Annotated in this window: 19 protein-coding genes and 1 tRNA gene; 2 read left to right on the top strand and 18 right to left on the bottom strand. The window is 50.7% G+C overall.

The window, feature by feature from the left end; all coding sequences use genetic code 11:
• Positions 1–436: 436 nt before the first annotated feature.
• The 14 genes from AC6I7T_RS31430 to AC6I7T_RS31365 all read right to left on the bottom strand — a co-directional run bounded on the left by AC6I7T_RS31430 (position 437) and on the right by AC6I7T_RS31365 (position 18053).
• Entirely contained in the window at positions 437–2758 is a 2322-nt protein-coding gene (locus AC6I7T_RS31430) for an arylsulfatase (protein ID WP_497795420.1), read from the bottom strand.
• A gap of 86 nt (positions 2759–2844) precedes the next feature.
• A complete protein-coding gene (locus AC6I7T_RS31425) occupies positions 2845–3813 on the bottom strand; it encodes a LysR family transcriptional regulator (protein WP_497795418.1) in 969 nt (322 codons plus the stop codon).
• 401 nt (positions 3814–4214) lie between these two features.
• Positions 4215–5303: a sulfate/molybdate ABC transporter ATP-binding protein gene (locus AC6I7T_RS31420; protein ID WP_497795417.1), complete on the bottom strand. Its 1089-nt coding sequence runs from the start codon at positions 5301–5303 to the stop codon at positions 4215–4217.
• Entirely contained in the window at positions 5300–6181 is an 882-nt protein-coding gene (gene cysW, locus AC6I7T_RS31415; protein WP_497795416.1) for a sulfate ABC transporter permease subunit CysW, read from the bottom strand. Before cysW ends, AC6I7T_RS31420 begins: the two co-directional genes overlap by 4 nt.
• Positions 6178–6939 (bottom strand): sulfate ABC transporter permease subunit CysT, encoded by a 762-nt coding sequence (gene cysT / locus AC6I7T_RS31410; RefSeq protein ID WP_497795415.1) that lies wholly within the window; start codon positions 6937–6939, stop codon positions 6178–6180. The genes cysW and cysT overlap by 4 nt, the downstream gene beginning before the upstream one ends.
• A 112-nt stretch (positions 6940–7051) precedes the next feature.
• Positions 7052–8122: a sulfate ABC transporter substrate-binding protein gene (locus tag AC6I7T_RS31405; protein WP_497795414.1), complete on the bottom strand. Its 1071-nt coding sequence runs from the start codon at positions 8120–8122 to the stop codon at positions 7052–7054.
• A 19-nt stretch (positions 8123–8141) separates the two neighbouring features.
• Positions 8142–8217 (bottom strand) — tRNA-Cys (locus AC6I7T_RS31400).
• 327 nt (positions 8218–8544) lie between these two features.
• Positions 8545–10878, bottom strand: coding sequence for a ferredoxin-like domain-containing protein (locus tag AC6I7T_RS31395; protein WP_497795412.1), 2334 nt, complete (start codon positions 10876–10878; stop codon positions 8545–8547).
• A gap of 297 nt (positions 10879–11175) precedes the next feature.
• The gene (locus AC6I7T_RS31390) at positions 11176–11571 is read right to left on the bottom strand and encodes a M67 family metallopeptidase (RefSeq protein ID WP_497795411.1); all 396 of its coding nucleotides are present in this window, start codon (positions 11569–11571) and stop codon (positions 11176–11178) included.
• Positions 11572–11574: 3 nt separating this feature from the next.
• Positions 11575–12387: a HesA/MoeB/ThiF family protein gene (locus tag AC6I7T_RS31385; protein ID WP_497795409.1), complete on the bottom strand. Its 813-nt coding sequence runs from the start codon at positions 12385–12387 to the stop codon at positions 11575–11577.
• A complete protein-coding gene (locus AC6I7T_RS31380) occupies positions 12371–13654 on the bottom strand; it encodes a PLP-dependent transferase (protein ID WP_497795407.1) in 1284 nt (427 codons plus the stop codon). Before AC6I7T_RS31380 ends, AC6I7T_RS31385 begins: the two co-directional genes overlap by 17 nt.
• Entirely contained in the window at positions 13651–13863 is a 213-nt protein-coding gene (gene thiS, locus AC6I7T_RS31375; protein ID WP_497795406.1) for a sulfur carrier protein ThiS, read from the bottom strand. The genes AC6I7T_RS31380 and thiS overlap by 4 nt, the downstream gene beginning before the upstream one ends.
• A 456-nt stretch (positions 13864–14319) precedes the next feature.
• On the bottom strand, positions 14320–16665 hold the full coding sequence (locus AC6I7T_RS31370; protein ID WP_497795404.1) for an arylsulfatase: 2346 nt from the start codon (positions 16663–16665) through the stop codon (positions 14320–14322).
• A 128-nt stretch (positions 16666–16793) separates the two neighbouring features.
• Positions 16794–18053 carry an anaerobic sulfatase maturase gene (locus AC6I7T_RS31365; RefSeq protein ID WP_497795403.1) on the bottom strand — a complete coding sequence of 420 codons (1260 nt, stop codon included), beginning with the start codon at positions 18051–18053 and terminating at the stop codon, positions 16794–16796.
• Between the two features lie 1368 nt (positions 18054–19421).
• On the opposite strand from AC6I7T_RS31365, the gene AC6I7T_RS31360 reads away from it, so the two are divergent.
• Positions 19422–19634 carry a pyridoxal-phosphate dependent enzyme gene (locus AC6I7T_RS31360; protein ID WP_497795401.1) on the top strand — a complete coding sequence of 71 codons (213 nt, stop codon included), beginning with the start codon at positions 19422–19424 and terminating at the stop codon, positions 19632–19634.
• A 106-nt stretch (positions 19635–19740) separates the two neighbouring features.
• Here the strand turns inward: AC6I7T_RS31360 and AC6I7T_RS31355 are convergent, their stop codons facing one another.
• The 3 genes from AC6I7T_RS31355 to AC6I7T_RS31345 form a co-directional block, all read right to left on the bottom strand.
• Positions 19741–20697: an AAA family ATPase gene (locus AC6I7T_RS31355; RefSeq protein ID WP_497795400.1), complete on the bottom strand. Its 957-nt coding sequence runs from the start codon at positions 20695–20697 to the stop codon at positions 19741–19743.
• A gap of 138 nt (positions 20698–20835) precedes the next feature.
• On the bottom strand, positions 20836–21288 hold the full coding sequence (locus AC6I7T_RS31350) for a hypothetical protein (RefSeq protein ID WP_497795398.1): 453 nt from the start codon (positions 21286–21288) through the stop codon (positions 20836–20838).
• 28 nt (positions 21289–21316) lie between these two features.
• A complete protein-coding gene (locus AC6I7T_RS31345) occupies positions 21317–21601 on the bottom strand; it encodes a hypothetical protein (protein ID WP_497795397.1) in 285 nt (94 codons plus the stop codon).
• 839 nt (positions 21602–22440) lie between these two features.
• On the opposite strand from AC6I7T_RS31345, the gene AC6I7T_RS31340 reads away from it, so the two are divergent.
• A complete protein-coding gene (locus AC6I7T_RS31340; RefSeq protein WP_497795395.1) occupies positions 22441–22626 on the top strand; it encodes a hypothetical protein in 186 nt (61 codons plus the stop codon).
• A 149-nt stretch (positions 22627–22775) separates the two neighbouring features.
• Here the strand turns inward: AC6I7T_RS31340 and AC6I7T_RS31335 are convergent, their stop codons facing one another.
• Complete coding sequence (locus tag AC6I7T_RS31335) at positions 22776–23960, bottom strand: glycine C-acetyltransferase (RefSeq protein ID WP_497795394.1); 1185 nt, start codon at positions 23958–23960, stop codon at positions 22776–22778.
• Between the last annotated feature and the right edge of the window lie 52 nt (positions 23961–24012).

The following is a 24012-nucleotide window of genomic DNA, read 5'->3' as shown; positions in this document are numbered from 1 at the left end:
ATTGAAGTTGGGCGGGTCGAGCGACTGATACTCTCGAAACGGAAATCATCCTGCGGATTTGCCCGTTAGAATGCGCTTCCCACATCTTCAAATGCGTGAGGGACAGAGGCTACAACAACCACGGGCATGAAGAAAGCAGCGCATGAACTGAAATTACTTCAGACTCATGATAAGGTCAACCGCAATATCAGCATTGATTGATCGAAAGAACTGATCAAATATAACCATTATCGATTACTGATTGGAAGAACGTGAGGCGATAAACCCCACAGAATCAGCCTGCTCTCCCACGCACGCAGAAATATCAACACGCGCATGGGAGTAAAAGCTATTCCAGACAGCTCTGGAGGTAAGGGAAAACTTCTGAAGCAGGATTTTCTATTGCCATACACCAACTCCCGAGATTTATGTACCCCAAAGGAAAATCTATTCTGGTCTATTTTAATTCGAGCATCACGCTCCTGATCGTTCCACTGAAGCGATTAGGGCTTTCATATCCAGGACTAACCGGCGAGCCAAGATCGCTTCCTACATCGAGCGTCTCAGTGCCTGAAGCCCCCACAACATTAGAGAACTTTCCTTCACTTTGTTTTCCATTTACGCCTAGCAGGACCCTGCCGGAACGAGGTGTAAGAGGAAAGAGATAATTGATGGGGGCGCTACCGGGAGATCCCGCATCAAGAATCACTTCGAGCTTTATATGGTTAACTCCAGCCAAAAGCGGTTCTCCAGAAGTCACTCTAGCAGCCTGCTTACCGAAGGCATTTACTTCATACACGAGATGCCGATCCTTTACATAAAGAGTGAACCCACCATAGCGTGATCCTTGCGCGATAATCACCCCATCACCACTCTGCGCCGAAACCTCGATATCAGCAGAGATCTGATGCGATCGTCCAGCTATTTGAGGAGCAACGCGGTTCGGCAATCGCTCTACTCCCTCGCGATAAACAAATACTGTTCGTTCCGCAGCAGGAGATGGTTGATGTTCAGGTCGCAGAAGGAGAGGGAAAGCCTGGTTTCGTTCCGCTTCCTGCTGAAACAAGTCCTGTAGCTCCTTGAGCTTTTCCGGATACTTTGCTGCCAGATCATGAGCCTGGCTATAGTCCTCATTCAGGTTATAGAGTTCCCATGGATGCCGGTCGATATCCGCCTGAGTTCCCGACGAAAAGGCATCCCTTGGCTCCCAGGTAGACACATAGCGATTGCCTGCCCACCAACCATCTTTATAGATTGCCCGATTACCACTCGTAGCAAAGTATTGAACATGGTGATGACTCGACTCTTCCGGGTGATCGAAGGTGTAAACAAAACTAGAGCCTTCCAGCGGTAGTTGCTTTATGCCGTCGAAGGTATCTGGAAAAGCTATTCCGGCAGCTTCATAGATAGTCGGCGCTATATCGTTGACATGCTGAAACTGAGAACGGATTCCCCCTACGGATCTAATACGATCCGGCCACGACACAACAAGTGGATCGCGTGTTCCGCCGAGGTGAGATGCATCTTGTTTTGTTCCCTGAAAGGGCGTGTCCTGAGCCCAGGCCCAGGCTGCTGCATAATGATTCATAAAGGTTTCGCTGCCCAAATCATCATTTACAGAAAGCCGCTCATGAATGCTCGCACGTGAACCTTCGCTATTCAAAAGATCAATGCCGTCCAGACCACCCTCCGCACTACCACCATTGTCTCCAAATATCTCAATCACCAACGTATTGTCACTCTTGCCCTCTTCCTGGATGGCCTGCAGAAGCCGGCCTATCTCATAGTCAGTCTGTTCTGCAAATCCTGCGTAAACCTCAGCTTGGTGCGCAAGTAGTTTCTTCTGATCAGCAGAGAGGGAATCCCAGGCGGGTAAACCTGCAGGACGTGGAGTAAGTTCTGCATTCTGTGGAATCACACCCAATTTTTTTTGTCGTTCGAAGGTCTCTTCGCGTAACTTGTCCCACCCTTGATCGAATTTCCCCTTATACTTTTCAATCCATTCATGAGAAACCTGCAACGGAGTGTGCGTAGCTCCCGGCGCATAGTAAATAAAGAAGGGTCTGTCTGCTGCAACTGCATCGTGAGCATGTAACCAACGAATTGCATCACTCGTAATATCAGTGGTGAGGTTGTAACCTTGCTTCGGAGTAGTTGCCGGTTCTACAGGAACTGTATCCCGGAATAGACGCGGAAAATACTGGTTGTCGTATCCCTGAATGAATCCATAGAAATGCTCAAATCCACGACCGGTCGGCCAGCGATCGAACGGACCCGCAGGGCTCACTTCCCATAAAGGTGTGTTGTGCCATTTTCCAAAGGCAGCGGTACTATATCCGCTGGACTTCAAAACCTCTGCGATTGATGCAGCATTCTTTCCCCAATGAGCGTTATAGCCGGGATATCCGGCGGCTGCCTCCGCTACGCTTCCAAAGCCAACCTCATGATTATTTCTCCCTGTGAGCAATGATGCGCGTGTTGGAGAGCAAAGAGAGTTGACATGGAATTGGTTGTAGCGGAGTCCATTTTTTGCCAATCGATCCAAAGTCGGGGTATTGATGACACCTCCAAATGTCGATGTTGCCCCAAATCCAGCGTCATCAATGAGGATCAGAAGCACGTTCGGTGCTCCTCTAGGAGCCTGAGGTTCCTTTGGCCACACCGGACCGGAGATGGGGACAGGATTGTTGAAGACCGAGGCCGGGGAGTTTTGAGCAAATGATGATGACGAGTGAAACAACAAAGCCGCTGCCATGATTGATGCAATTCGCTTGTCCATTATGTCCCTCACATTGACGAATCTTTGATAAATTGAATGACACAGATAAGTTGGAAAACAAAGAACAGCTATGGCACTCACGATACTTATGGTGAGGCATATGTCTTGAATGCCGGCAGCGCCAGTGTGGATAGGGCTGAGTTAAGTACGGTTCCGTATGGCCTTGGAATCGTACTCTCTCTCAACAGAGTGACCAGATGGCCTACCGGCCCTTGTGGCTCCGGCCCTTCCTGCAGAACGAAGCTGAGCGGCCTTAAGATGGGACCATTTTCAATTGGAATGATAGCAACACTGCCAACAATAAGCGCCTTCTCGATGGCTAGATATGACACAAATCCCACTCCTACTCCAGCCTCAACTGCTGCCACGATAGCTTCGGTAGAATTCATATCCACAGTGCTGCGAAGTCGGGAAAGAACCTCGTTTCGTTCCAGGAAGTCTTCGACAAAACGCCGCATGCCCGAACCAGATTCACGTAAAAGAATGGGCTCTTCTGTCAGCTCTTGAGGAGTAATGCTTCGTCTTTTCGTCCAGGGGTGACCCGCAGGGGCAATTAACGTAAGCTCGTCTGCCCCAAAGGATTCGATGCTAAGGTCAGGGCGAAATGCCGGAGCTTCAATCATGCCGAGACTAACCCGATGAGTCGTAATTGCCTGTAAAACCTCGCTGGTACTTCCTGCAAAAATGTGAACATGGAGTTTAGGCCACGCTTTGAGTAAAAATGGCAACAGCCTTGGAAGAAAATAGACAGCTAAGGTGTAGGAAGCCCCCACTCCCAACTCAATCTCTTCATCTGCCCCAAACCGAGTAAGTTCCGCCAATGCCTGGTTGTTTAATGCTTCAATTTTCCGAGCATAGATAAGAAGGGTTTCCCCGGCTTTCGTCAAGCTGATGCTTCTTCCCATCCGATAGAAAAGCGCTAACCCCAATGTCTCTTCCAGGGCCTTGATCTGCGCCGTGACGGCTGGCTGGCTCAGATGTAAAACCCCTGCAGCCTTGCGGAAACTAAGCATCTCCGAGACAACACGAAAAGTTTTAAGCCGTGTGATTTCCACTCGAGTAAGCACTCCGTTTGCATTTGAAATAAGGCAATACAAAGGAAAACCCCGGCTGCATCCGGGGCTGAGGTCGATTCCCTGTCGTGCTCTCGAGCTGTTAATCTCCCGTTCAGAGGTAGAGAGATCCAGTGTCGAAGTAAAAGGATTCTTCACGCAGTCGCCGGTGCAGCCACAAACAGTGGCGACAACAAGGAGGAGGCGTCATTACGTGAATATGCATGATCGAAGGCTACCGATGATTATTTTTGTTGTCAACAATTCACCATTGAGATTGCATGGCATAAGTAGCACCAGAGCGTTTTCATTACCGATGCATACAGGGCAAGCAGAAAGGGCGGATTTTTGTTAAGGGAAGCCACTCTTCATCCCTCCCACTCCTACACAGAAGTACAAATACTCTAGATACCGGCCCCATGCTCAAGGACAGTTTCGTCTACGTCCTGAGTATCAAATAGACGTATCGCATGCGGTCTGACAAAGATCTCATCTCCGAGCAAGAGAGAGAGTTCCTCAAACTGTTTTTTGCTTATCTCAGCCGTAACAAGCTCGTCATTGCTGGAAAACCGAAGCTCTAGACGGACGATCGGACCTAACGTATGAATTCTATAAACCTTTGCTTCTAGAGACGGCTCGCCTCCGGGTTTCTTCCGGAAGACATCAAGTTCATGAGGCCGCACAAAGCCGATCACCGGTTGGCTTTCTGCTGGCCTTGCTTCCTTATTTTCGTTGGGCAAAAGATATTCTAAGAGGCGATTGTGAAAGAGATTCACGTTGCCAAGGAAACGATAGACGAATGGGGAAGCCGGCCTGTCATAGATTGATTGTGGCGAGCCTATTTGCTCAACAGAGCCGCTGTTCAAGATCACGACTCGATCAGCAACCTCCAGAGCCTCCTCCTGATCGTGAGTTACCAACACCGTTGTCACATGTAACTCATCGTGAATTCTCCGCAGCCAATTGCGAAGATCTTTACGTACCTTGGCGTCAAGAGCACTAAACGGTTCATCGAGCAACAAGACAGAAGGCTTTACTGCCAAGGCTCGCGCCAAAGCAATTCGTTGTCGTTGCCCCCCAGAAAGTTGCGCCGGATACATTCGCGCATAGGACCCCAGCTGTACAAGATGAAGCAACTCCTGTACCCGTTCACGTATTTCGGCATGAGTGGGACGCCCCCCTCTAGGTTGCACACGAAGTCCGAAAGCGACGTTTTCAAATACAGTCATATGTCGGAAAAGCGCATAGTGCTGAAACACAAATCCGATGCCACGTTGCGCCGCGCCGTATCTAGTTAAGTCTTCTCCATTGAGCAACACGGCACCTCGATCAGGAACTTCAAGACCGGCGATAATGCGCAATAAGGTCGTTTTCCCGGAACCTGAGGGTCCAAGAAGTGCTACTAATTCGCCTTCAGCAATATCGAGATTGATATTCGCTAGAGCAGTGAACGAACCATAACGCTTATGTATATCTTTGAGTTCGATACTCATGGCTCGCAGGTGTCCTCCTGCACGCGGTGAATTATTCCAGAAGTCACCTCAATAAGTTTTTTGATCATCAATGTGAATATTGCTGACAAGGTCAACAGAGATGCGCACGCAAAAGCTGCCGTAAAGCTGTATTCGTTATAAAACATCTCTACTTGCAATGGCAGAGTCGTCGTCTGGCCGCGAATATGTCCAGAGACTACGGAGACAGCTCCAAACTCTCCCAATGCACGCGACCCGGCGAGTATAGTTCCATAAAGTAGCGCCCATTTGATATTCGGCAGCGTTACCCGCCAAAAGATGTGCCAACCATCTGCGCCAAGCACTGCCGCTGCTTCTTCTTCGTCGCTTCCCTGAGTCTGCATAAATGGAATCAGCTCTCGAGCAACAAAGGGAAAGGTTACAAAAATCGTTGCGAGCACAATACCGGGGAGAGAAAAGATTACGTGTAAGTTATGCCGCGTTAGCCAGGGGCCGAGCCATCCATGCAGTCCAAAAACTTCTACATACATCATTCCGGCAACGACAGGTGAAACCATTAATGGGATATCGATCAACGTGATTAACAGGTTTCGGCCACGAAATTCAAACCGTGCTATCGCCCAGCTGGCTGCAAGGCCAAATACAACATTAAAGGGCACCGCGATAGCGGCAACCATGCAAGTAAGTCTCACCGCAAAAAGAACCTCTGGTTGCCGCACGGCATCGCGATACACTTGCCAACCTTGTGAGAAGGCCTCAGTAAAAACAACTACTACGGGAACGATAAGGAATAATCCTATAAACAGGAGCGCCAGCAGAATGAGCCCGAATTGTGCAATCTTCCGCAAACTAGATGATCTTGCCGCGCCAGCGATATGCGGATGCCCAGCAGCACTCATATTCTTTCTCCCTGATGACGTTGCATCAGCCATTGAAAAACAGTAATCAGCAACATAATGCTGAATGAGAGGGCCAGCATAGCAGCTGCAATTGCAGCTGCGCCCGAATAGTCGTACTCCTCCAACTTGGTCACAATGAGCAGTGAGGTAATTTCCGTTTTCATTGGCATGTTTCCAGCAATGAAAATCACAGAACCATACTCACCAGCTGCTCGCGCGAAGGACAACGCCGTACCGGTTATGAGAGAAGGCAAGACTGTTGGAACAATAACCCGCCAAAATCGCTGCCAGGATCCGGCTCCCAGACTGGCAGCGGCCTCTTCCATAGCCGGATCCATATCTTCCAGGACAGGCTGTATGCTGCGCACCACAAAAGGAAATCCCACAAAAGACATGGCGAGGATGATCCCCAAAGGGGTAAACGCCACGTGTATTCCGTGTGATTCAAGATAGTGTCCAAACCAACCATGCTCCGAGTACAGGGTCGTCAACGATATACCGGCAACAGCTGTGGGCAGCGCAAAGGGAAGATCGATGAAGGCATCGACAATTCGTTTCCCTGGCAATCTATATCTCGCCAGGACCCATGCTACAAGCATTCCCGCCATTGCAGAAATCAAAGAGGATGCTATAGCCGCTCCCAATGTGATTCGGTATGACGCAACAACGCGAGGAACCGCAACAGTACGAAAAAAGGTACCAGGACCACTGCGAAATCCGTGTAAGAGAATCGCTGCCAACGGAATGAGAACGATCACGATTAAGTACGCCAGAGTGAATCCAAGACTCAGACGAAAACCGGGAAGGGGAGATCTTCGAGTTTGAAAGCTCCATCGACTCTTCAAATCGATAGCGGGGTATTTGAGGCTTCTATCTCCCATAAATTTGGTCGAAGGTCCCACCATCCTTGAAATGCTTCTCTTGTGCGTTTTTCCATCCTCCGCATCCCTGATCCACGGTGAAGACATTAACCTTCGGAAACACATTTCGGTACTTGTCCGCTACGGTCTTGAGGCGTGGTCGATAATAGAACTTTGCGGCTAGATCTTGTGCCTCTGGAGAGTACAGATAATCGAGATAGGTGCGTGCGAGCTTCTCGGTTCCGTGCTGCCGCGCAACCTTATCCACGACCGCTACAGGAGGCTCGGCCAGGATAGTAGCAGAGGGGATCACAATTTCGAACTTGTCTTGACCAAACTCTTTTAATGCTAAAAAAGCTTCGTTTTCCCAAGCGATTAGCACGTCTCCAACGCCACGCTGTACAAATGTTGTGGTGGCACCACGTGCACCTGAATCCAGTACGGGAACATTGTGGAATAGCTTTTGCATGTATTCCCGCGCGCCCTGTTCATTATTGTGAGACTCGCGCAGTGCGTAGCCCCAGGCAGCAAGGTAATTCCATCGCGCTCCTCCCGAAGTCTTTGGATTTGGTGTAATAACTTTTATTCCAGGCCGAATCAGATCATCCCAGTCATGAATGCCACGAGGATTGCCTTTGCGTACCAGAAAAACAATTGTCGAAGTGTAGGGGGTGCTATTGTAGGGCAGTTTGGATTGCCAGTTCTTATCCAACAAGCCACCATTCTGCGAAATCGCATCGATGTCGTAGGCGAGTGCAAGAGTTACAACATCGGCCTCTAAGCCTTCGATTACAGCCCGTGCCTGCTTCCCCGAACCACCATGTGACTGGTTGACTGTCACATTCGCCCCAGTGATCGCCTTCCAGTGTTGCGCGAAGAGCTGATCGTATTTCTCGTAGAACTCCCGAGTTGGATCGTAGGAAACATTCAGTAAATGATCCTGCCCGTATATCAGCGTAGACGAAACGCTCCAAAGGAACGCTAGCAGAAGAGCCACGCGAAGGGTCTTGGGCAACTTATCTTGAAGAATTAAACTGGCGCGAAACACTCGGTCAACTGCTAAATTCGACACAAATTGCATAGTCAATCTCATAAGAATATGGAGCACCGGGCGGGGGTCGAACCCGCGAATACAGGTTTTGCAGACCTGCGCGTTAGCCACTTCGCCACCGGTGCCTTACAACTCTTACTGAATTTTGTTTGTATATGTAGAAAATACAAAACCCACCTGCATAGCGGGTGGGTTCCGAGATCTAGAATTTCGTATCCGAATCTAGCCCGAAGCACATGCCCGCTCGGCGCAGCGTTGACAACAGCAGCACAGACAAAAAACGGGATTGAGGATCGGGTTCATCAAATTCCTTTAGCTCAATTGTTTCCGACAAGCAGGAAACCAATTGCTCATTCAACTGAGACTGATAACCAGGAGAATGAATTTAATCTAGAATCTAAGCTTTCGTTTGTCAAACATATCAAAAGTAACCTCAAACAGATTACAAGACGTTACCGCTTCTCAATTAACACAAACCAGACTTCACCATCTCTCTTCTGTTCAAGAACCTTGTGCCCTTCCTGTTCCACAGAACGTGGGACATTTCGAATCGGATCTCCGTCAGCCAAGGCAACTCTTAGCCGTTGGCCACTCCGCATTGATGCAAGATCGATCTTGACTTTGACGAAATTCATCGGACACTTAACAGTTCGGTAATCCCTTTCAACATCAACCGAACTATCGGGTTGGGCACCAACGGCTGCTCCCGGTTTTTGCTCTGTAGGAAAACGCAGGGAGTTATCCATGCTTTGATAGAGTTTCTCCACTGCTTCAAGCAAAGCAAGCGCATCCTCTCTGACCGAGGAAAGGAAATCCAACCGCTCCTCTTGAACCGCGGAGAGGAGAGAATCGAATCTTGAGTCAATCAAGCCAGAGTCAACAAAGTGCCTGCGAAATGCTTCAAAGACCGCGCGGTCTGTTTTCGCTTCGACTCCACGCGTAATTAGAAGAGCACGGGAAGAATACAGTGTGAGCTCATAGAGTGTCCGTCCGAGATCAACGGTTGAATTCCTCGCTCGATCCCACGCTTGTCTGGCGTTCTTCAGGTCGACTTCAATCAAGTCGAATAGGCCGGCAGAGCATTCTCCCACACCCTTCCCTACAAGCGAGAATACCTCGGAAGCGCCCCAATCGAAGTAGTAATTCTTATCTTCAGAAAACGCAGGAACATTTCGATAAAGATCGGCTATTCTCTTGAGGTCTTCGCTCCCTTCCCCATCGATATAGTCTGAGAACGAAGAATAGGAGCCCTTCTTATTCACCCATGTTTTTATGACGTTGACGACAAAGTCCGGAAGATCTCTGGCATTTACTCGATCGATCAGCTGCGCCAAACGCGCCTTTCCATCTTTCGTGCTGGCCCCAGCCACAATGGCATATGCCGGAAACATCTGCTGCCCATTGCGACCAACGTTTCCGTAAAAACCCAGATCGGCCAGCATGTGCTGCCCACAGGTATTTGGACAGCCCGAAAGATTCAGATGAAAGTCATTGACTTCCGTGAGGTCAAGATCAGACTGCCCGATTCTTTGCGCGACAGCAGCCAGAGCTCCCTTCGATAAACAGATGCCAAGTTTACAGGTATCTGCGCCGGTGCAAGCAATTGCATTCGCTAACAGAGCTGATCCATCCGTCAATGTGGAGATCTCGCGAGACAGCTCATATACATTGCCGAGGTATTCTTCTGGAATATTCCGAAGTCTGAGATTTTGCCCCAGTGTCGCTCGAATGACATTATCGCCAAAGGGCTCAAGGAAATCGGCGAATCGAATTACAGATTTTGCTTCCAGGTTGCCTAAGAATACCGGGACAAGGACAGAGACAAGCCCCGGTTGCCTCTGACGTTGCACAAACGTCTTTCTCCAACGTTCAAAACCAACACCCTTTCCTTCGATCGGCCGAAATAACGGCGTTTGACTGCTCTGTTCGAGATCTTCTACGCGCACGGTTCGTTCCGGATTCTCTGAGCGGACGCTCTTCAGTTGCTCTTCGTATAACTCTCGAAAACGTGCCTCTCCGACGCTATTCCACAGAAAGCGCAGCCGTGCGGCGTGACGGTTCTTTCGATTGCCGTGATTGTCGAACAAACGTTTGATTGCTTCCGCCACGAAATATATATCTTCAGCAGGGATAAATTCCTCGAGGAGGTGGCCAACCGCAGGCTTTGCGCCCAAACCTCCGGCAACATAGACCTTAAATCCCTTAACGCCAGAGCGAGTCTGAGCAATGAATCCCAAATCGTTGAATTGCGCATAAGCAGTGTCATCAGGTGAGTTGGAAAAGCTGATTTTGTACTTTCGTGGCAATGTCCAGGAGTCATGTTCAGCAATAAGAAGGGTCGTCAAAGCGAAAGCATAAGGACTCGGATCAAAAGCCTCGTCCAAGGCTACCCCCGCATCGGGTGACACCATGATATTGCGAACAGTATTTCCTCCGCCCCCTCGCGTAGAGAGGCCGTATGTCAATAACTCGCGCATAATCTCAGTCACATCTCGAAGCGAAACATCATGGATCTGAAACTCCTGACGGGTAGTAATATGAACCGATTCGCTTTTGTGGCGAACTGCCGTTTCACCAATGGCCCGCAGCTGCTTCGGAGTAATTGCGCCGCCTGTCGCGCGGATACGAACCATGTAGGTTCCCTCCTGTCGCTGTTCATAGCAGCCGAAGGGAACCCTTCGTACCTTCAATGTTGCAGCGTCAATTTCCCCTCTTTGGTGACGGTTAATGTATCCTTCCAGATCGTCGAGTTCACTACTCAAGCTAACGGGAATTTCATACGACATCGAAAAACGCTCCTTGCTGGCGAACACAAACAACTCAACCTGCTTAATCGCTAAGAGAACTATCGACTTTCTCCAGGGCCATTCCGGCGTTACCATGCCTCATCAAAGATCTGCTAAGTTCCGATTCTTTGGCGGGAAGTGGCGTCAACCTTCATGGTTTGGCTATGCCTATGCGGGATTGCTCTAGAGCATTTCCCGCATAGGCATACACTCGCCGAGGGAAATAAGGTGCAGCTTTCTTTGTCGGAAAGCTGCCAAAGCTTTTGTGCTTCGGTGTACATCTGTGCGAGAAATGCTCTAGTCCTCATATCGGATCTCTTCTTCTTGAACTCCATCGCGGACAGTAAACGCCTTCACCACGGCCAACTCCTCAATCAACGAAACAATCACATACGTTAATGATGGATCGACGGCCAGTCGAATATCCTCCTGAGACATGCGCGCTGGACTCGCTGGATGACTATGATAGACCGCACATAGACGATAGCCGCCGCTCCGCAACTCGCGTACAGCTGCAAATTGCTCGGCCGGGTCCATACTGTAGTGCTCCGGAGATGCATCCGTGTTCGTAAGAGGAATGCTGATTCCGATGAGGCCATTCCGTTCCCCTAAGTATCCACAGGCCTCGATTGGCGCCTCTTGTCTGGCATGGGAAACAATCTTTGCCAGCACTTCTGCGGTCATCTTTTTCATCGGCTATCTCACTTTCAGTTCGCAGACAGGTTGCTCCTCGTCATGCAACTCAGAGATGGTGGGCGATTCTCCACAGACGGCGCAACGTGGATTCCGCTTAAACTGCACCTTTCGAAAGTTCATATCTCTTGCATCAAAAGAGAGCAGCGCATCCGTAAGCGGCTTTCCTGCGCCAGTAATAAACTTTAACGCCTCAGCTGCCTGAATTGTCCCCAGCATGCCAGCAACGGCTCCAAGGATTCCTGCCTCCGAGCAGGTCGGAACGGCTCCCTTCGGCGGTGGAGCTGTAAACACACATCGATAGCAAGTAGACTCCCCAGGAAAGATGGTCATCGTTTGACCATGGAAACGTAGGATGCCGCCATGAGAGAAAGGAACGCCTTCCAATACGCAAGCATCGTTGATGAGAAACTTCGCTGCGAAATTATCTGTTCCGTCGATGACGAAGTCGTATCCGCGGATAATTGGACGAATGTTATCAGCGCGAAGAAACTCGTGATAGGTACGCACATCTACATCGGGGTTCAGCTCACGCATTTTGGCAGCGGCCGATTCCACCTTGGGATTTCCAACATCGGCCGTGAAATGGATGACCTGCCGTTGAAGATTGGACAAATCTACACTATCCGCATCTGCGATCCCAATGGTTCCCACCCCGGCCGCTGCCAGATAGAGGGCAACGGGTGATCCAAGACCACCTGCCCCGATAATCAAAACCTTGGCTTCAAATAGCTTTTGTTGCCCTTCGACGCCAACGTCTTGCAGAATGATTTGGCGGCTGTATCGTTCGACTCGCTCGTCAGTTAGCTCCATCATGTCTTGCCTCCACCACTGATGGTTGAACTTGGGAGTGAATGGCTTCAAGCCCTAATTCCAAATCCACGAAAATATCTTCCAAATCCTCAATCCCCACAGAGAGTCGAAGCATTGTGTCGGAAATTCCGAGCTGGCGCCTCTTCTCCTCCGAGTAATCGCAAAAGATCGTGCTGGCAGGATGCAGGACCAACGTCTTGTTGTCGTTTATGTTGGTCGCTCGACGCACAACTTTCAGCGCGTCCATAAAAGCAAAGCATTCCTCTTTCCCCTTTAGATTAAAACTCACGATACCTCCGAAGCCGCGCGGAAACTGCCTGGACGCAGTGTCATGAGCTCCGGAACTCTCTAAACCGGGATAGAAAACATCTGTAACTTCCGGCCGGGCTGTCAGCCATTTCGCAATTGCCAGCGCACTGGTGCAGCTTCGATCAATGCGAAGAGCCAGTGTCTCCAACCCTAATGATTGCAGGAACGCATTGTGCGGAGACATGCAAGAACCTAGATTGCGATAGACTTCGCGCCGAAGGTTTGTAATGAGCGCATTGGGGCCATATTTGCGCGCCGCTTTCGTCAATTTCGAGTTTTTCTTCCAATCGAAGATTCCATTGTCGATAACCAGACCGCCAACCGACGTGGCCCCGCCAGAAATATACTTCGTGCTGGATATCACTTCGATATCCACTCCAAATTGCTTGGATTGAAAGAGGTAAGGCGTGGTAACCGTTCCGTCGAGAATCACTGGCACATCATGTTCATGGGCGATCTGAGTGATTCTGGAAGTGTCAGCTACCTCCATCTTCGGATTCGTAATCACCTCAAAAAAGACTGCAGCCGTGCTGCTATCGATAGCTGACCCCAACTGTTCCGGGCATTGCATATCGACATAACGAACTTCGAGTCCCCACGGCCCCAGCGTATCCTCGAATAGGGATAGGGTATTGCCAAATAAAGATCGTGTCGTGACGATGTTCGATCCTGCATGGCTGAGCGCTAGCACCACGGCGCTGATTGCGGCCATGCCAGAAGACACGGCAATCACGCCATAGGCTCCGGCCAAACCACGAATGCGGTCCTCAAAATCAGCTACGGTGGGGTTTGAAATGCGGCTATAGGAGTGAGCCAGCTTACGTCCCTCAAAGGCCTGTTGCATGCTCAGGGAATTTTCGAATTCAAATGCAACATTGTCATAGACGGGAAGACGTAGGGTTCCATGCGGGTCAGTCCGCATCGGACGGCTATGAATGGCGCGTGTCGTGAATCCCTTCATCGCGCTCCGCCGCCCATGAAATATAGAAAATCGACCTCGTCATTTTCGACAAGAAGTGTCTGTGCGTACTCAGTCTTTTCGACGAATTCGCCATTACGCTGAACGGACACCATCTCCGGAGACTCCACTTGATTCAGCACAAGAAGATCAGCGATAGTTGTTCTGGATCTAGAAAGCTCCAGTAATTCCCCATTTACTTTTACGTTCATCTAATATCTTCATCCAATCGTTCATTATGAAAACGAGTGGAGAACGCACGCATCTGCCACTCGCGGTTAAGAGCGCGCATTGGCTGATGATTACTGAAAGTGCGGAACTAAAGCAGAGAATCAGAGCATCCGTGTTGCGCGCTAATATCGCAGCGACAACAACAGAAGGTCGACGAAGCATAATCCTGGCTCTGGAGTGAGACAGCTCGATTGGCCGGGAAGATCGTCGACATAGCCGATTTATAACAGCTTCACAGGGCGTCTTTTGTGATTGTCAACACAATCGGACGTTCGATGGCACTGTTGTCCAGAGTTTGTTACAGAATTTGCGTACCGGATAATGCCACGCGTGTCTGAAGAATCAGGCACGCGTGAACATGTTATTGAAGATGGATTTTCACCGTGTCGATCTTCCCGGTACTCCTGCCGCTGGATTGTTGTACGTATCAGATTCGCTTACTTTATTTCAATCATGACTGTTTTGATCTTGCCGGTAAAGCGATAGGGCGTCTTGTATTCAGGACTGACTGGCGAGCCAAGGTCGCTGCCGATGTCCAGAGTCTCGCTGGCTGTCGCATTTAGGTTTACAAAGTGCACCTGTCCGGCAGGCTGGCCATTGATAAGCAGTTGCGCATCGCCGGGGACTGGCTTCCGCGGTCTATAGGGAGGCGCGTCCTTGGAATTTGTCTCATTCGGGTCTGGCGTTACGTTTATTTCAATGTGTGCTTTGCCGGGCTTAAGCGGATCGATAGATACCAGTTGTCCGGAACGATTGTTCAGGGCATTTACTTCGTAATAGACGTGCCCATTTTTCAGGAAAAGGCTCGCACCTCCTTGAAGGCCTCCTTGTGCCAGGATTACGCCTTCTGCACCGTTGATGGGTAGCTCCACATCTGCGGTAATGGTGTAAGCGCGTCCAGCAAGACTGGGAGAAATGCGTTGTTGCAGGCGTTCGACGCCGGAGCGATACGTGAAAACCTTTTGTCCTTTCGCGACTCCGATCGGAAAACTGGAAAAGACGGGAAGAATGGGATAAGCCTGATTGCGCTTAGCTTCGCTATCAAAGACCTGCTGCAACTCCTTCAGCTTGTCCGGAAACTTATCAGCAAGGTTGTGCGCCTGACTGTAATCCTCGTTCAGGTTGTAAAGCTCCCATGGCCTCACATCGATATCTTTATCTGTTCCATTGGGAATCCCGGCTGCCTCCCACGTCGAACGATAGCGGTTGCCTGCCCACCAGCCGTCTTTGTAAATAGCACGATTGCCGCTTGTCGTAAAGTACTGCAGCGTGTGGTGAGTGGAAGCTGCGGGATTATCGAAGGTGTAAACGAGGCTCTTGCCCTCAAGAGGAATCTGCTTTACGCCATTCACCTGCTCCGGGGGCGCGATGCCTGCAATCTCATAGAGCGTCGGAGCGATGTCGTTCACGTGTGAGAATTGTCCACGAATCCCACCCCGATCCTTGATGTGTCCAGGCCAGGAAATCACCAGAGGATCAGTGGTTCCGCCTAAGTGCGACGCATCTTGTTTTGTTCCTTGAAAAGGGGAATTTAGAGCCCATGCCCACGAAGCCGCGTAGTGGTTCATATACAGCTCGCTTCCGAGCAGATCCGCAATATCTTGGCGCGCTTCGATGCTCTTCGGCTTGCCGTTAATATCGCGAGCATCCGTTCCTTCTAAACCGCCTTCAGCACTGGCGCCATTATCGCCAAAGATCTCCAGGACGATCGTATTGTCAGCCTGTCCTTCTTCGCGAATGGCGTCAAGCAAGCGTCCGATCTCGTAGTCCGTCTGCTCAGTGAAACCGGCATAGACTTCGGCCTGATGTGCAAGCAGTTTCTTCTGTTGTGGATTTAGCGAATCCCAGGCAGGTAACCCATCCGGGCGAGGAGTCAGCTCTGCATTTGCAGGGATTACGCCTAAGGACTTCTGCCGCTCGAAGGTTTCCTGGCGAATCACATCCCATCCGCGATCGAATTTCCCTTTGTACTTATCAACCCATGCTTTTGGTACATGATGAGGTGTGTGAGTCGCACCCGTAGCGAAGTAGAGGAAGAAGGGCTTCTCCTTAGCGACCGCATCGTGTTGGTGTAGCCAGTTGATAGCCTCATTCGTAATGTCAGTTGTGAAGTGATACCCTTCCTGCGGCGTCTTCGAAGGTTCGACTGGAGTTGTATCGCGATAGATGCGTGTAAAGTATTGACTGTCCGCCGCCTGATTAAAGCCATAAAAGTGTTCGAAGCCTAAGCCTGTTGGCCAGCGATCAAATGGCCCTGCGGGGCTAACCTGCCAGGTAGGAGTGTTATGCCACTTGCCATAGGCTGATGTGCTGTAACCGTTCTCTTTCAGGACTTCGGCAATTGTAGCTGCACTTTGGGGAATCAGAGTGTTATATCCCGGATAGCCCGACGACCACTCCGAGATAGAGCCAAAACCGACTTGATGATTGTTGCGTCCGGTCAGCAATGCAGCTCGAGTGGGAGAGCACAGCGAGTTCATGTGAAATGAGTTATAGCGAAGGCCTGACTGCGCCAATCTATCGAACGTCGGCGTCTGAATAGGACCGCCAAAAGCCGACGTCGCACCAAAGCCCACATCGTCAATCAAAATAAGCACAATATTGGGAGCTCCCGATGGAGCCTTCGGCGGCTCCGGCCACGATTGAGGCGGAGCTTCATGAACAGGAATGGTAGGCCATGAGGGCTTAGCGTCGTTTTCCTTGTCCTTCGCCCATGCTAAGTTCCATGAACTCATTGCCATGGTTCCACTGAGCAAAAGACCTATGTGCTGCATAATCTTCATTGCGTTCTCCGAAGAATTTGAATGAGAAAATGATTGCGCGCAGATCAATCTCAAGACTCGCTACGCGTAAGTAGTGCTTCAACTGGGGGGAAGAAGGATTTTCAACCGAAGTTCAAAAATGCCGCAATCTACACGAGGGCATGGGAACTCTTCCTCCCATGAGCGGTCACCAGACTGTCGCCGCCAGAATGCAACCATTCCATCACTCGCGCCGGAGCGCGATTCGCTGCCAACTGCTGCGCCATAAAACGCATATATGGATCAATGTGGTGGAAGAAATACTTGTAGCCGGCACAGAGATAATTCAGTCCGTATTCCCCTGCAGCTGTCTGCGTAAAGCGATGTTTGGGGCACTCACCATTGCAGGCAAATCGCACGTCGCACTTTTGGCAATCGGAAGGCAATCCAAGCGATTTTACGGAGCCGAAGCGATTTTGCTGAGGCGAACTAATCAGACTCTCCAGAGGATTCTGAAGGATATTGCCCAGTCGATTCTCAGGATAGACAAAATGATCGCAGGAATAAACATCTCCGTTATGTTCGACCACGAGCGCCTGTCCACACGTTGGTGCAAACACGCATAGCGATTGCGGGAGTTGAGCCCAGGACTCAAGGGCTACATCGAATATCTGCACGAATGTTTTGCCCACGTCGTTTCGCACCCATACGTCGAAGATTTCGGTAAGGAATTTGCCAAACTGCAATGGCTCAACGGACCATTCAGATACGGAGGTCTTTTGCCGCGTAAAAGGCTTCAACAAGACCAGCCCGTTCGCGTCCGGCTGCTCCGCAAGCTGCTCGACGATTGGAATGAATTGCAGATATTTGCTGCCAATCGCCTTCAGGAACCGATAAACTTCCCGCGGGCGGTAGGAATTCAGTCGGTTCACCACGGTGAGAGTGTTGAACTCGACTCCGTGCTTCTTTAACACATCGAGCCCACGCATCACACGCGTAAAGGTTGGCTGACCGCCTTTGTCCACACGATATGCATCATGGATTTCTTCCGGTCCGTCGATTGAAAGCCCAATCAGGAATTGGTTGCGTGCAAAGAACTCACCCCAGGCATCATTGAGAAGAGTTCCGTTAGTCTGAAGGGCATTCTCAATCGTCTTGCCATTCGCATATTTCTTTTGCAGGGCGACAATTTTCTCGAAATAATCAACGCCAAGCAGAGTTGGCTCCCCACCTTGCCAGGCGAAACTTACGTGCGAAAGAGGATGGGACTCGATATATTGCCGCACATAGGTTTCCAGCACCTCATCCTTCATCTGATAAGAGCGGCCCGACCCTTGATAAAGTTTCTCTTTTTCGAGGTAATAGCAATAGGTGCAATTGAGATTGCAAATCGGCCCGTGGGGCTTGGCCATGATGTGAAAAGGCTTCATCCGAATCTAATCCTGAAGTGCGGCCTAAAGGCGCGCGGTTCCAAATAAAAAACCCGAGAGCCTTGACTCACGGGAGCATCTGAAACTCTTCAGGCGATCTTTCCGACTACAAATGGATCCGTTCCGCCACTCCGCGAGGAAGCTCAACTGTCCGCGTGTTGAAGCAGCAGCGACAACAACCTTGAGATGACATTACACGATACATGTCCAGCTAATCACCTTCGCAGGAATTAACGCAACAGCTCCTGCTTATCCTAAGAACGAATATGACCCGATGTTGCCTGCTAAATCCCGACCTGTCAAGAGCAATTCAAAGAAACCCTCTTGGCAGAGAACAATTATCGGTTGATTCCATTCTGACTTTCTCCGATGGAATTCCCTTCTCTGTCTTCGCTGGCTCCAATTCCCTTGGCATCGCCGACGGAATCAAACTGCGCGACGCTAATTGATCCTGGCTACGGATCGTTAGCCCCTAACAAACGCACTCTAGAGCAGGGGTTCAATACCGCTGCCTTCACAAATCCCGGCACGCTGCGATGGGACAATTCAGGACGCAATACCATACGTCTCAGTTCAACAATCCGAACTCCACGGTAGGCACGGGATTTGGAGTCATTTCTCCTGTTCTGCTGCAGATCATCATTGTTTCCATACACAGGCCGGAGTCATCCATACATCGAGACATAGAATCCATATCCATCTTCATCATGTCCATTGGTGTGTCCTTTCCGGGGTGGATTTCGGCCCTGAGGCCGGTCTGTGTCGCCACCAGACGCCTCCATTTTGTTATGGCTCCGGTGGGAAGAACAAGGCAAAAATTGCCGATCTAATTCTGAATAGATAATTGTTATGAACATATTCATGCATCTTTCTAACTGCCAACACCAGATTCATTGGAGCGACGGACCAAGCCAGGAGCCAAGCCTCGAACGGCTCTGTATCTGTAAAAGACTCTGAACATACAGTGTGCTCTCGGCGAATGCCGTTCCACTTGACGCCAGCCTTCAAACGTCATAGGTTTTCAGTATGCAATTTCCCTCCTATTTATCTGCCACTCCCGATATCCGCTTCTGGGCAGAAGAGTGTACCCCCTACAACTAGATCAGCAATCCATCTTGTATAGATTGGACTGACCCCATACTCAACAGAAAAGATGCAGGTGAGAATCTTCATCGCTCATCCCCTCTGTTTGAAAGGGGTTCTATGGGCTGTCGCCTTCCTGCGATCTTGCAGGCAGCAACATCTTCCTTATCTCCATGGCATGGATAACACAAACGACCTCTGTGAGGACTTGGAGCAAGCTCTTCAAAGACAAGCGCGGCAAATCGGACACCGTGAGTGTAAGAAGAAAAGAATTCGAGGAATACCATGTGTGAACCAACAGACAACCATTACAGCAGACTTCAGGACAACGTCCTTGAAGCCATTGGCCAAACACCACTAATCCGCCTCCATCGCTCCGTAAAACATCTGGCGCCAGCTATCTGTGCCAAAGTGGAATCATTCAATCCAGGTGGAAGCGTCAAGGACCGTGTCGCCGTAAATATGATTTTGGCTGCAGAACGGAAAGGAATGCCATAGTGGTCTGCGTAGGCGTTAACGTAGTATCGTGACTCCGGATCTTCATGCTGCGCATAACAAAAGGCAGAGACGCATGAAGCGACTAGAACGAAAAGCAACAAACATTTCATGCGGGTTGCTCCTCGGTAACTTCCGCAAGCACCTCCGCGACACTCCTTGCGGCAGTTTCTTTCGCGTAGAACTTGGCGGCATGAAGAATTGCGGCAAAGGCATCCTTCAAATCTGTCAGCTTTTTACGATCGCGATGGGTTTTGGCGAACAACGGCAGCAACACATCGCGATGTTCCACCGTAACTTCCTTCAGAGAAAGCAATTCGATAGCTAAGGCGATATCAATCATTTCCGATACAGAGGGCGGCTTCTCCAGCCGATAGGCCCGCAGCGCTTTGGCGAATCCGGCGATCAACCGCTGTGTCTCATCGGAAGCTTCGGGCGTTCTCCGTGCGACAATTTCCGCTTCGCGTTCCGGAGTCGGATACTCAATCCTCAGATAAAGACTGCGGCGACGAATAGGATCGCCGAGACGGCGTTCTTCGTTCGAGGTAAGTACGGTAAAGGGAATGGATTCAGCCCTAATTGTTCCCAGACGTGGAATCGACAACTGCCATACAGAGAGGATTTCTAACAGTGTCGCCTCAAAAGCATGATCGACCTTATCCAGTTCATCAATAAGTAGAACGGAGCGTCTTTTCGAGAGCAATGCCTTGAGCAGCGGTCCGGGAACAAAGAAGTTCAGTGTACCGATCTCCCGAGCCAGAGCTTGCCAATCCGGGGTCCCAGATTGCGTGGCGAGTTCAACATAGAGCCGTTGTAGAGACTCATCGAACTTTCCAATCGCATGCTCTGGCGTAATGCCTTCGAAACACGAGAGTCGCTCAATAGGAGCATTGACAGCGCGCATGATCGCGTACGATAGCTCTGTCTTGCCGCTGCCGGCCGGCCCCTCGAGTAGCAGGGGCTTATGCAGGCGGTCGGCTAGATAGACAGTAGTTGCAGTAATCGGGTCGGTCAGGTAGCCGACTTCTGCAAGCGCTTCGAGCGCCTGCGCTGGACTCTGAAACACTGGTCACCTCCGTCAAGATAGCTGCACGAGGGACACAGTGAGACACATTCAATCTTCGGTCAAATTTTCAAGTTCTCGTTCGATTCGGGGATCACCTCACAAGGGGTTGATCCCGGACTTGAGCATCAAATGCTCACGTCAGTTTGCCGGTTCGAGAGTAAGCGCACCTTTGTTTTCTGCAGTTCCGCTCACACCGTTCAATGCAACGTCGACCGTGCCGGCTATCTTTCCTCCCTGAGCTTTGCCATCGAAACTGAGATGTGCTCGAGAGAAGGTGGAGTTCCCATCACCTTCGAGTGAAATCTTCCCATCTTGCTCAATGACGCCCGTGCCGATTGGAATATGAAGCGGAGGAGCTTTAGCCGCAGTGACAGAGGCGTCTCCATGAATGCTTTGGCCTGTTTGCGTAAGAACCAGAACGAAATCTGCCGGGAAATTCTCCGTGTGCGGTTTCCTGCTTACGGCTGTAGTGAAAATCGCGGTCAGTTGCGTTGTTCCATGCCATTTCCCCGATACCTGAGGCGGGCTGGACTTGCATCCTGACAGAACGCCGATGATGAGAAAGAAGAGCCCTGCTGTTATTTTTCGCATAAATTTCTCCTCCATAAATCAAATGCGTTCATGATGCATCGCTCTCTTCATGGAAGGCGCGCTCCATTGCCTCGACAATCAACTGTGTATGTTTACGTGCCGCATCGAAGCCTTGCTCGCCATAAGTCTTCAGGCACTGGGCGACAAAGGCTTGCCCCGCAGCCACGGGGAATGTCTGGAGATCGCATTCCGGATGCTCTTTTATGCAGAAATCGATCAACGTAAGTATGCGATCCTGTAGCTCTTCGACGACGCGCCTGGTCGCCGCTAAGAGACGGACGTCCAGGTCTTCACTACCGTTTCCACGTGCCATCAGCTTTCCTCTCTGTGAAACTCCTGTTTTGGGTAAAGATCAGGGAAATAAACTATTGGCCACGCTATCTAGACTAGAAACAAAACTTAGCTGCTCCCTTTTGAAATCCGAGCAGCCCCAGCAGTAGTTTTGCGTTCACTCAAACGTGGACGACAATCGCCGGTACTCTTCGAGCTACTGTCTGTCCCTTGCATTCATTGTTTCGCGAATTGTTGAGGAAATTCGGAAGGGTTGGTACCCAAGCGCGCAATTGGGGACAAGCTCATCCGTCCCGAGAAGACGATCACTGGGATATAGGGAGGAGAAAGCGTCGGACCCAAGTAGTCCAACTGTCAGGGGAGCAAACTTCTATTCGAGGTCCCCGTACGGGAGTTCAAGGAAGAAACGTCGGATGGTAATGGTATCGGGCTGACCCCGCACAGTCAGCCCATCGCCCACTTGGTTGGATCGAACAAAAAGTTTGTGGCATTTTTGTGGCAAATATAGCCAATTGGGCCGGTTTTGCCGACTTTACCGGCTTATAAGTCATTTGCCGTCAACAAATTATTTCTGGAACGTCACCTTCACACGGTGGAAGTCGTAGGTTCGAATCCTGCTGCTGACGAATTCGACCTATCCAGAATGGTTCGTAGCGATCGCTCTTCTCGGCATTGTCTTTGATAACGTAGAGCACGCACCAACAAGCCCCATACTGGCAATGGTTGAATGTGTGCGGAATATGGCGCCGTCACAGGCAGCATAACGACGCAGGAGTCCGTCCATCTGCGAGCGAAATAGATACAACACCAAAACTCGTCGATATGCCCGTCAATAAAGGAGTTCCATCGGGGACCACAGCTATGTTTCGATTGAGTACTTTGCTAAAAGATCATGATCATTCATTTTCGCATCCGGTGTTACGCTATGAAATCGCGGTCGCAGCAATCGCCGCTGGGGCTGGGATCAATCTGGCCCTCCAGTTACTGCACATGCGGGACCCTGTCGCCTCGGTCCCTCTTTTCGCCATTACTGTCAGCACTCGGTAGTGATCGATCTGCAAGCGAAATGAAAGGGCAGGCATTTCCGCTGGAAGAATTGTCTGTGCTCCATTCATTCCACAAGGACCGAAATGGATGGGGCACAGATTCGCAACCTGTTCTGCCGGATGGAGAGCCCCTGCGGTTTACAGCATCGATCAAATGCCCAGTTCCGCCTTTGCTTCGGCGAACTTGGCAACCGCAAACTCGAGGTCTTCCCGAGTGTGCGCGGCCGAGAGTTGCGTGCGAATCCGCGCCTTGTCCTTCGGCACGACGGGATACGAAAATGCAACCACGTAAACTCCTTTGGACAGGAGAAGTTCTGCCACCCGCGCAGCAACAACCGCGTCTCCGAACATGACTGGCACGATGGGATGCTCGCCGGGCAGAACGTTGAAGCCAGCTTGCGTCATCGCGGCGCGGAAGAAGCGCGTGTTCTCGCGCAGATGCTCGCGCAGATCTCCGGACTCCGTCAGCAGGTCGAGTACCTTTATCGATGAGGCGACAATCGGCGGCGCCACGGAGTTCGAGAAGAGGTAAGGACGCGAGCGCTGTCGCAACAGCTCGATGATTTCCTTGCGGCCGCTGGTATAGCCGCCACTGGCTCCTCCAAGCGCCTTGCCGAGTGTGCCCGTGATGATGTCTACGCGCCCCAGCACGCCGCAAAACTCCGGCGTACCGCGGCCATTCTCGCCGACAAAACCGACCGCATGCGAATCGTCCACCATTACCAGTGCGTCGTACCTTTCCGCAAGATCGCAGATCTTATCGAGCTTGGCGATATATCCATCCATCGAAAAGACACCGTCGGTGGCAATCAGCCGGTGGCGCATTGAGCCAGCCTCCTTCAACTTCGCTTCCAGATCCTCCATGTCGCCATTGCGATAACGGAAGCGAGCGGCCTTACAGAGTCGCACGCCGTCGATGATGCTGGCATGGTTCAATTCGTCGGAGATGACTGCGTCCTCAGCATCCAGCAACACTTCAAAGAGGCCACCGTTCGCGTCGAAGCAGGAGGAGTACAGAATGGTGTCCTCCGTACCAAGAAACGCGCTGAGGCGATCTTCAAGCTGCTTATGCATCGATTGAGTGCCGCAGATGAAGCGCACGCTGGCCAGGCCATAGCCCCAATCCTCTAAAGCCTGCCGCGCTGCTTCCCGCACTGAGGGGTGATTGGCGAGACCCAGATAATTATTGGCGCACAGATTCAGCACGGTCGCGCCGCCAGCGATTGTGACCCTTGCCTGCTGTGGCCCGGCGATGACCCGCTCGTCTTTGTACAGACCAGCATTCTTAATTTCAGCAATTCTGTTCTGCAGAAAACTTTGCACCTTACCGTACATGAAAGTCCTTCCCTTAATCGTTCAATGCACTTCGCATTCCTGCCGCTAATAG

Source organism: Humiphilus diazotrophicus (assembly GCF_059726315.1).
This window is presented reverse-complemented; position numbering and strand designations above follow the sequence as displayed.

Excerpts from the sequence above, each read along its gene's own strand:
- AC6I7T_RS31390 (WP_497795411.1), bottom strand. The coding sequence starts at position 11,571 with ATGAAAAAGATGACCGCAGAAGTGCTGGCAAAGATTGTTTCCCATGCC.
- AC6I7T_RS31395 (WP_497795412.1), bottom strand. The coding sequence starts at position 10,878 with ATGTCGTATGAAATTCCCGTTAGCTTGAGTAGTGAACTCGACGATCTG.
- AC6I7T_RS31340 (WP_497795395.1), top strand. The coding sequence starts at position 22,441 with ATGTTTCGATTGAGTACTTTGCTAAAAGATCATGATCATTCATTTTCG.
- AC6I7T_RS31380 (WP_497795407.1), bottom strand. The coding sequence starts at position 13,654 with ATGAAGGGATTCACGACACGCGCCATTCATAGCCGTCCGATGCGGACT.
- AC6I7T_RS31365 (WP_497795403.1), bottom strand. The coding sequence starts at position 18,053 with ATGAAGCCTTTTCACATCATGGCCAAGCCCCACGGGCCGATTTGCAAT.
- thiS (WP_497795406.1), bottom strand. The coding sequence starts at position 13,863 with ATGAACGTAAAAGTAAATGGGGAATTACTGGAGCTTTCTAGATCCAGA.
- AC6I7T_RS31420 (WP_497795417.1), bottom strand. The coding sequence starts at position 5,303 with ATGAGTATCGAACTCAAAGATATACATAAGCGTTATGGTTCGTTCACT.
- AC6I7T_RS31405 (WP_497795414.1), bottom strand. The coding sequence starts at position 8,122 with ATGCAATTTGTGTCGAATTTAGCAGTTGACCGAGTGTTTCGCGCCAGT.
- cysW (WP_497795416.1), bottom strand. The coding sequence starts at position 6,181 with ATGAGTGCTGCTGGGCATCCGCATATCGCTGGCGCGGCAAGATCATCT.
- AC6I7T_RS31430 (WP_497795420.1), bottom strand. The coding sequence starts at position 2,758 with ATGGACAAGCGAATTGCATCAATCATGGCAGCGGCTTTGTTGTTTCAC.
- AC6I7T_RS31350 (WP_497795398.1), bottom strand. The coding sequence starts at position 21,288 with ATGCGAAAAATAACAGCAGGGCTCTTCTTTCTCATCATCGGCGTTCTG.
- AC6I7T_RS31360 (WP_497795401.1), top strand. The coding sequence starts at position 19,422 with ATGTGTGAACCAACAGACAACCATTACAGCAGACTTCAGGACAACGTC.
- AC6I7T_RS31335 (WP_497795394.1), bottom strand. The coding sequence starts at position 23,960 with ATGTACGGTAAGGTGCAAAGTTTTCTGCAGAACAGAATTGCTGAAATT.
- AC6I7T_RS31370 (WP_497795404.1), bottom strand. The coding sequence starts at position 16,665 with ATGAAGATTATGCAGCACATAGGTCTTTTGCTCAGTGGAACCATGGCA.
- AC6I7T_RS31345 (WP_497795397.1), bottom strand. The coding sequence starts at position 21,601 with ATGGCACGTGGAAACGGTAGTGAAGACCTGGACGTCCGTCTCTTAGCG.
- AC6I7T_RS31385 (WP_497795409.1), bottom strand. The coding sequence starts at position 12,387 with ATGATGGAGCTAACTGACGAGCGAGTCGAACGATACAGCCGCCAAATC.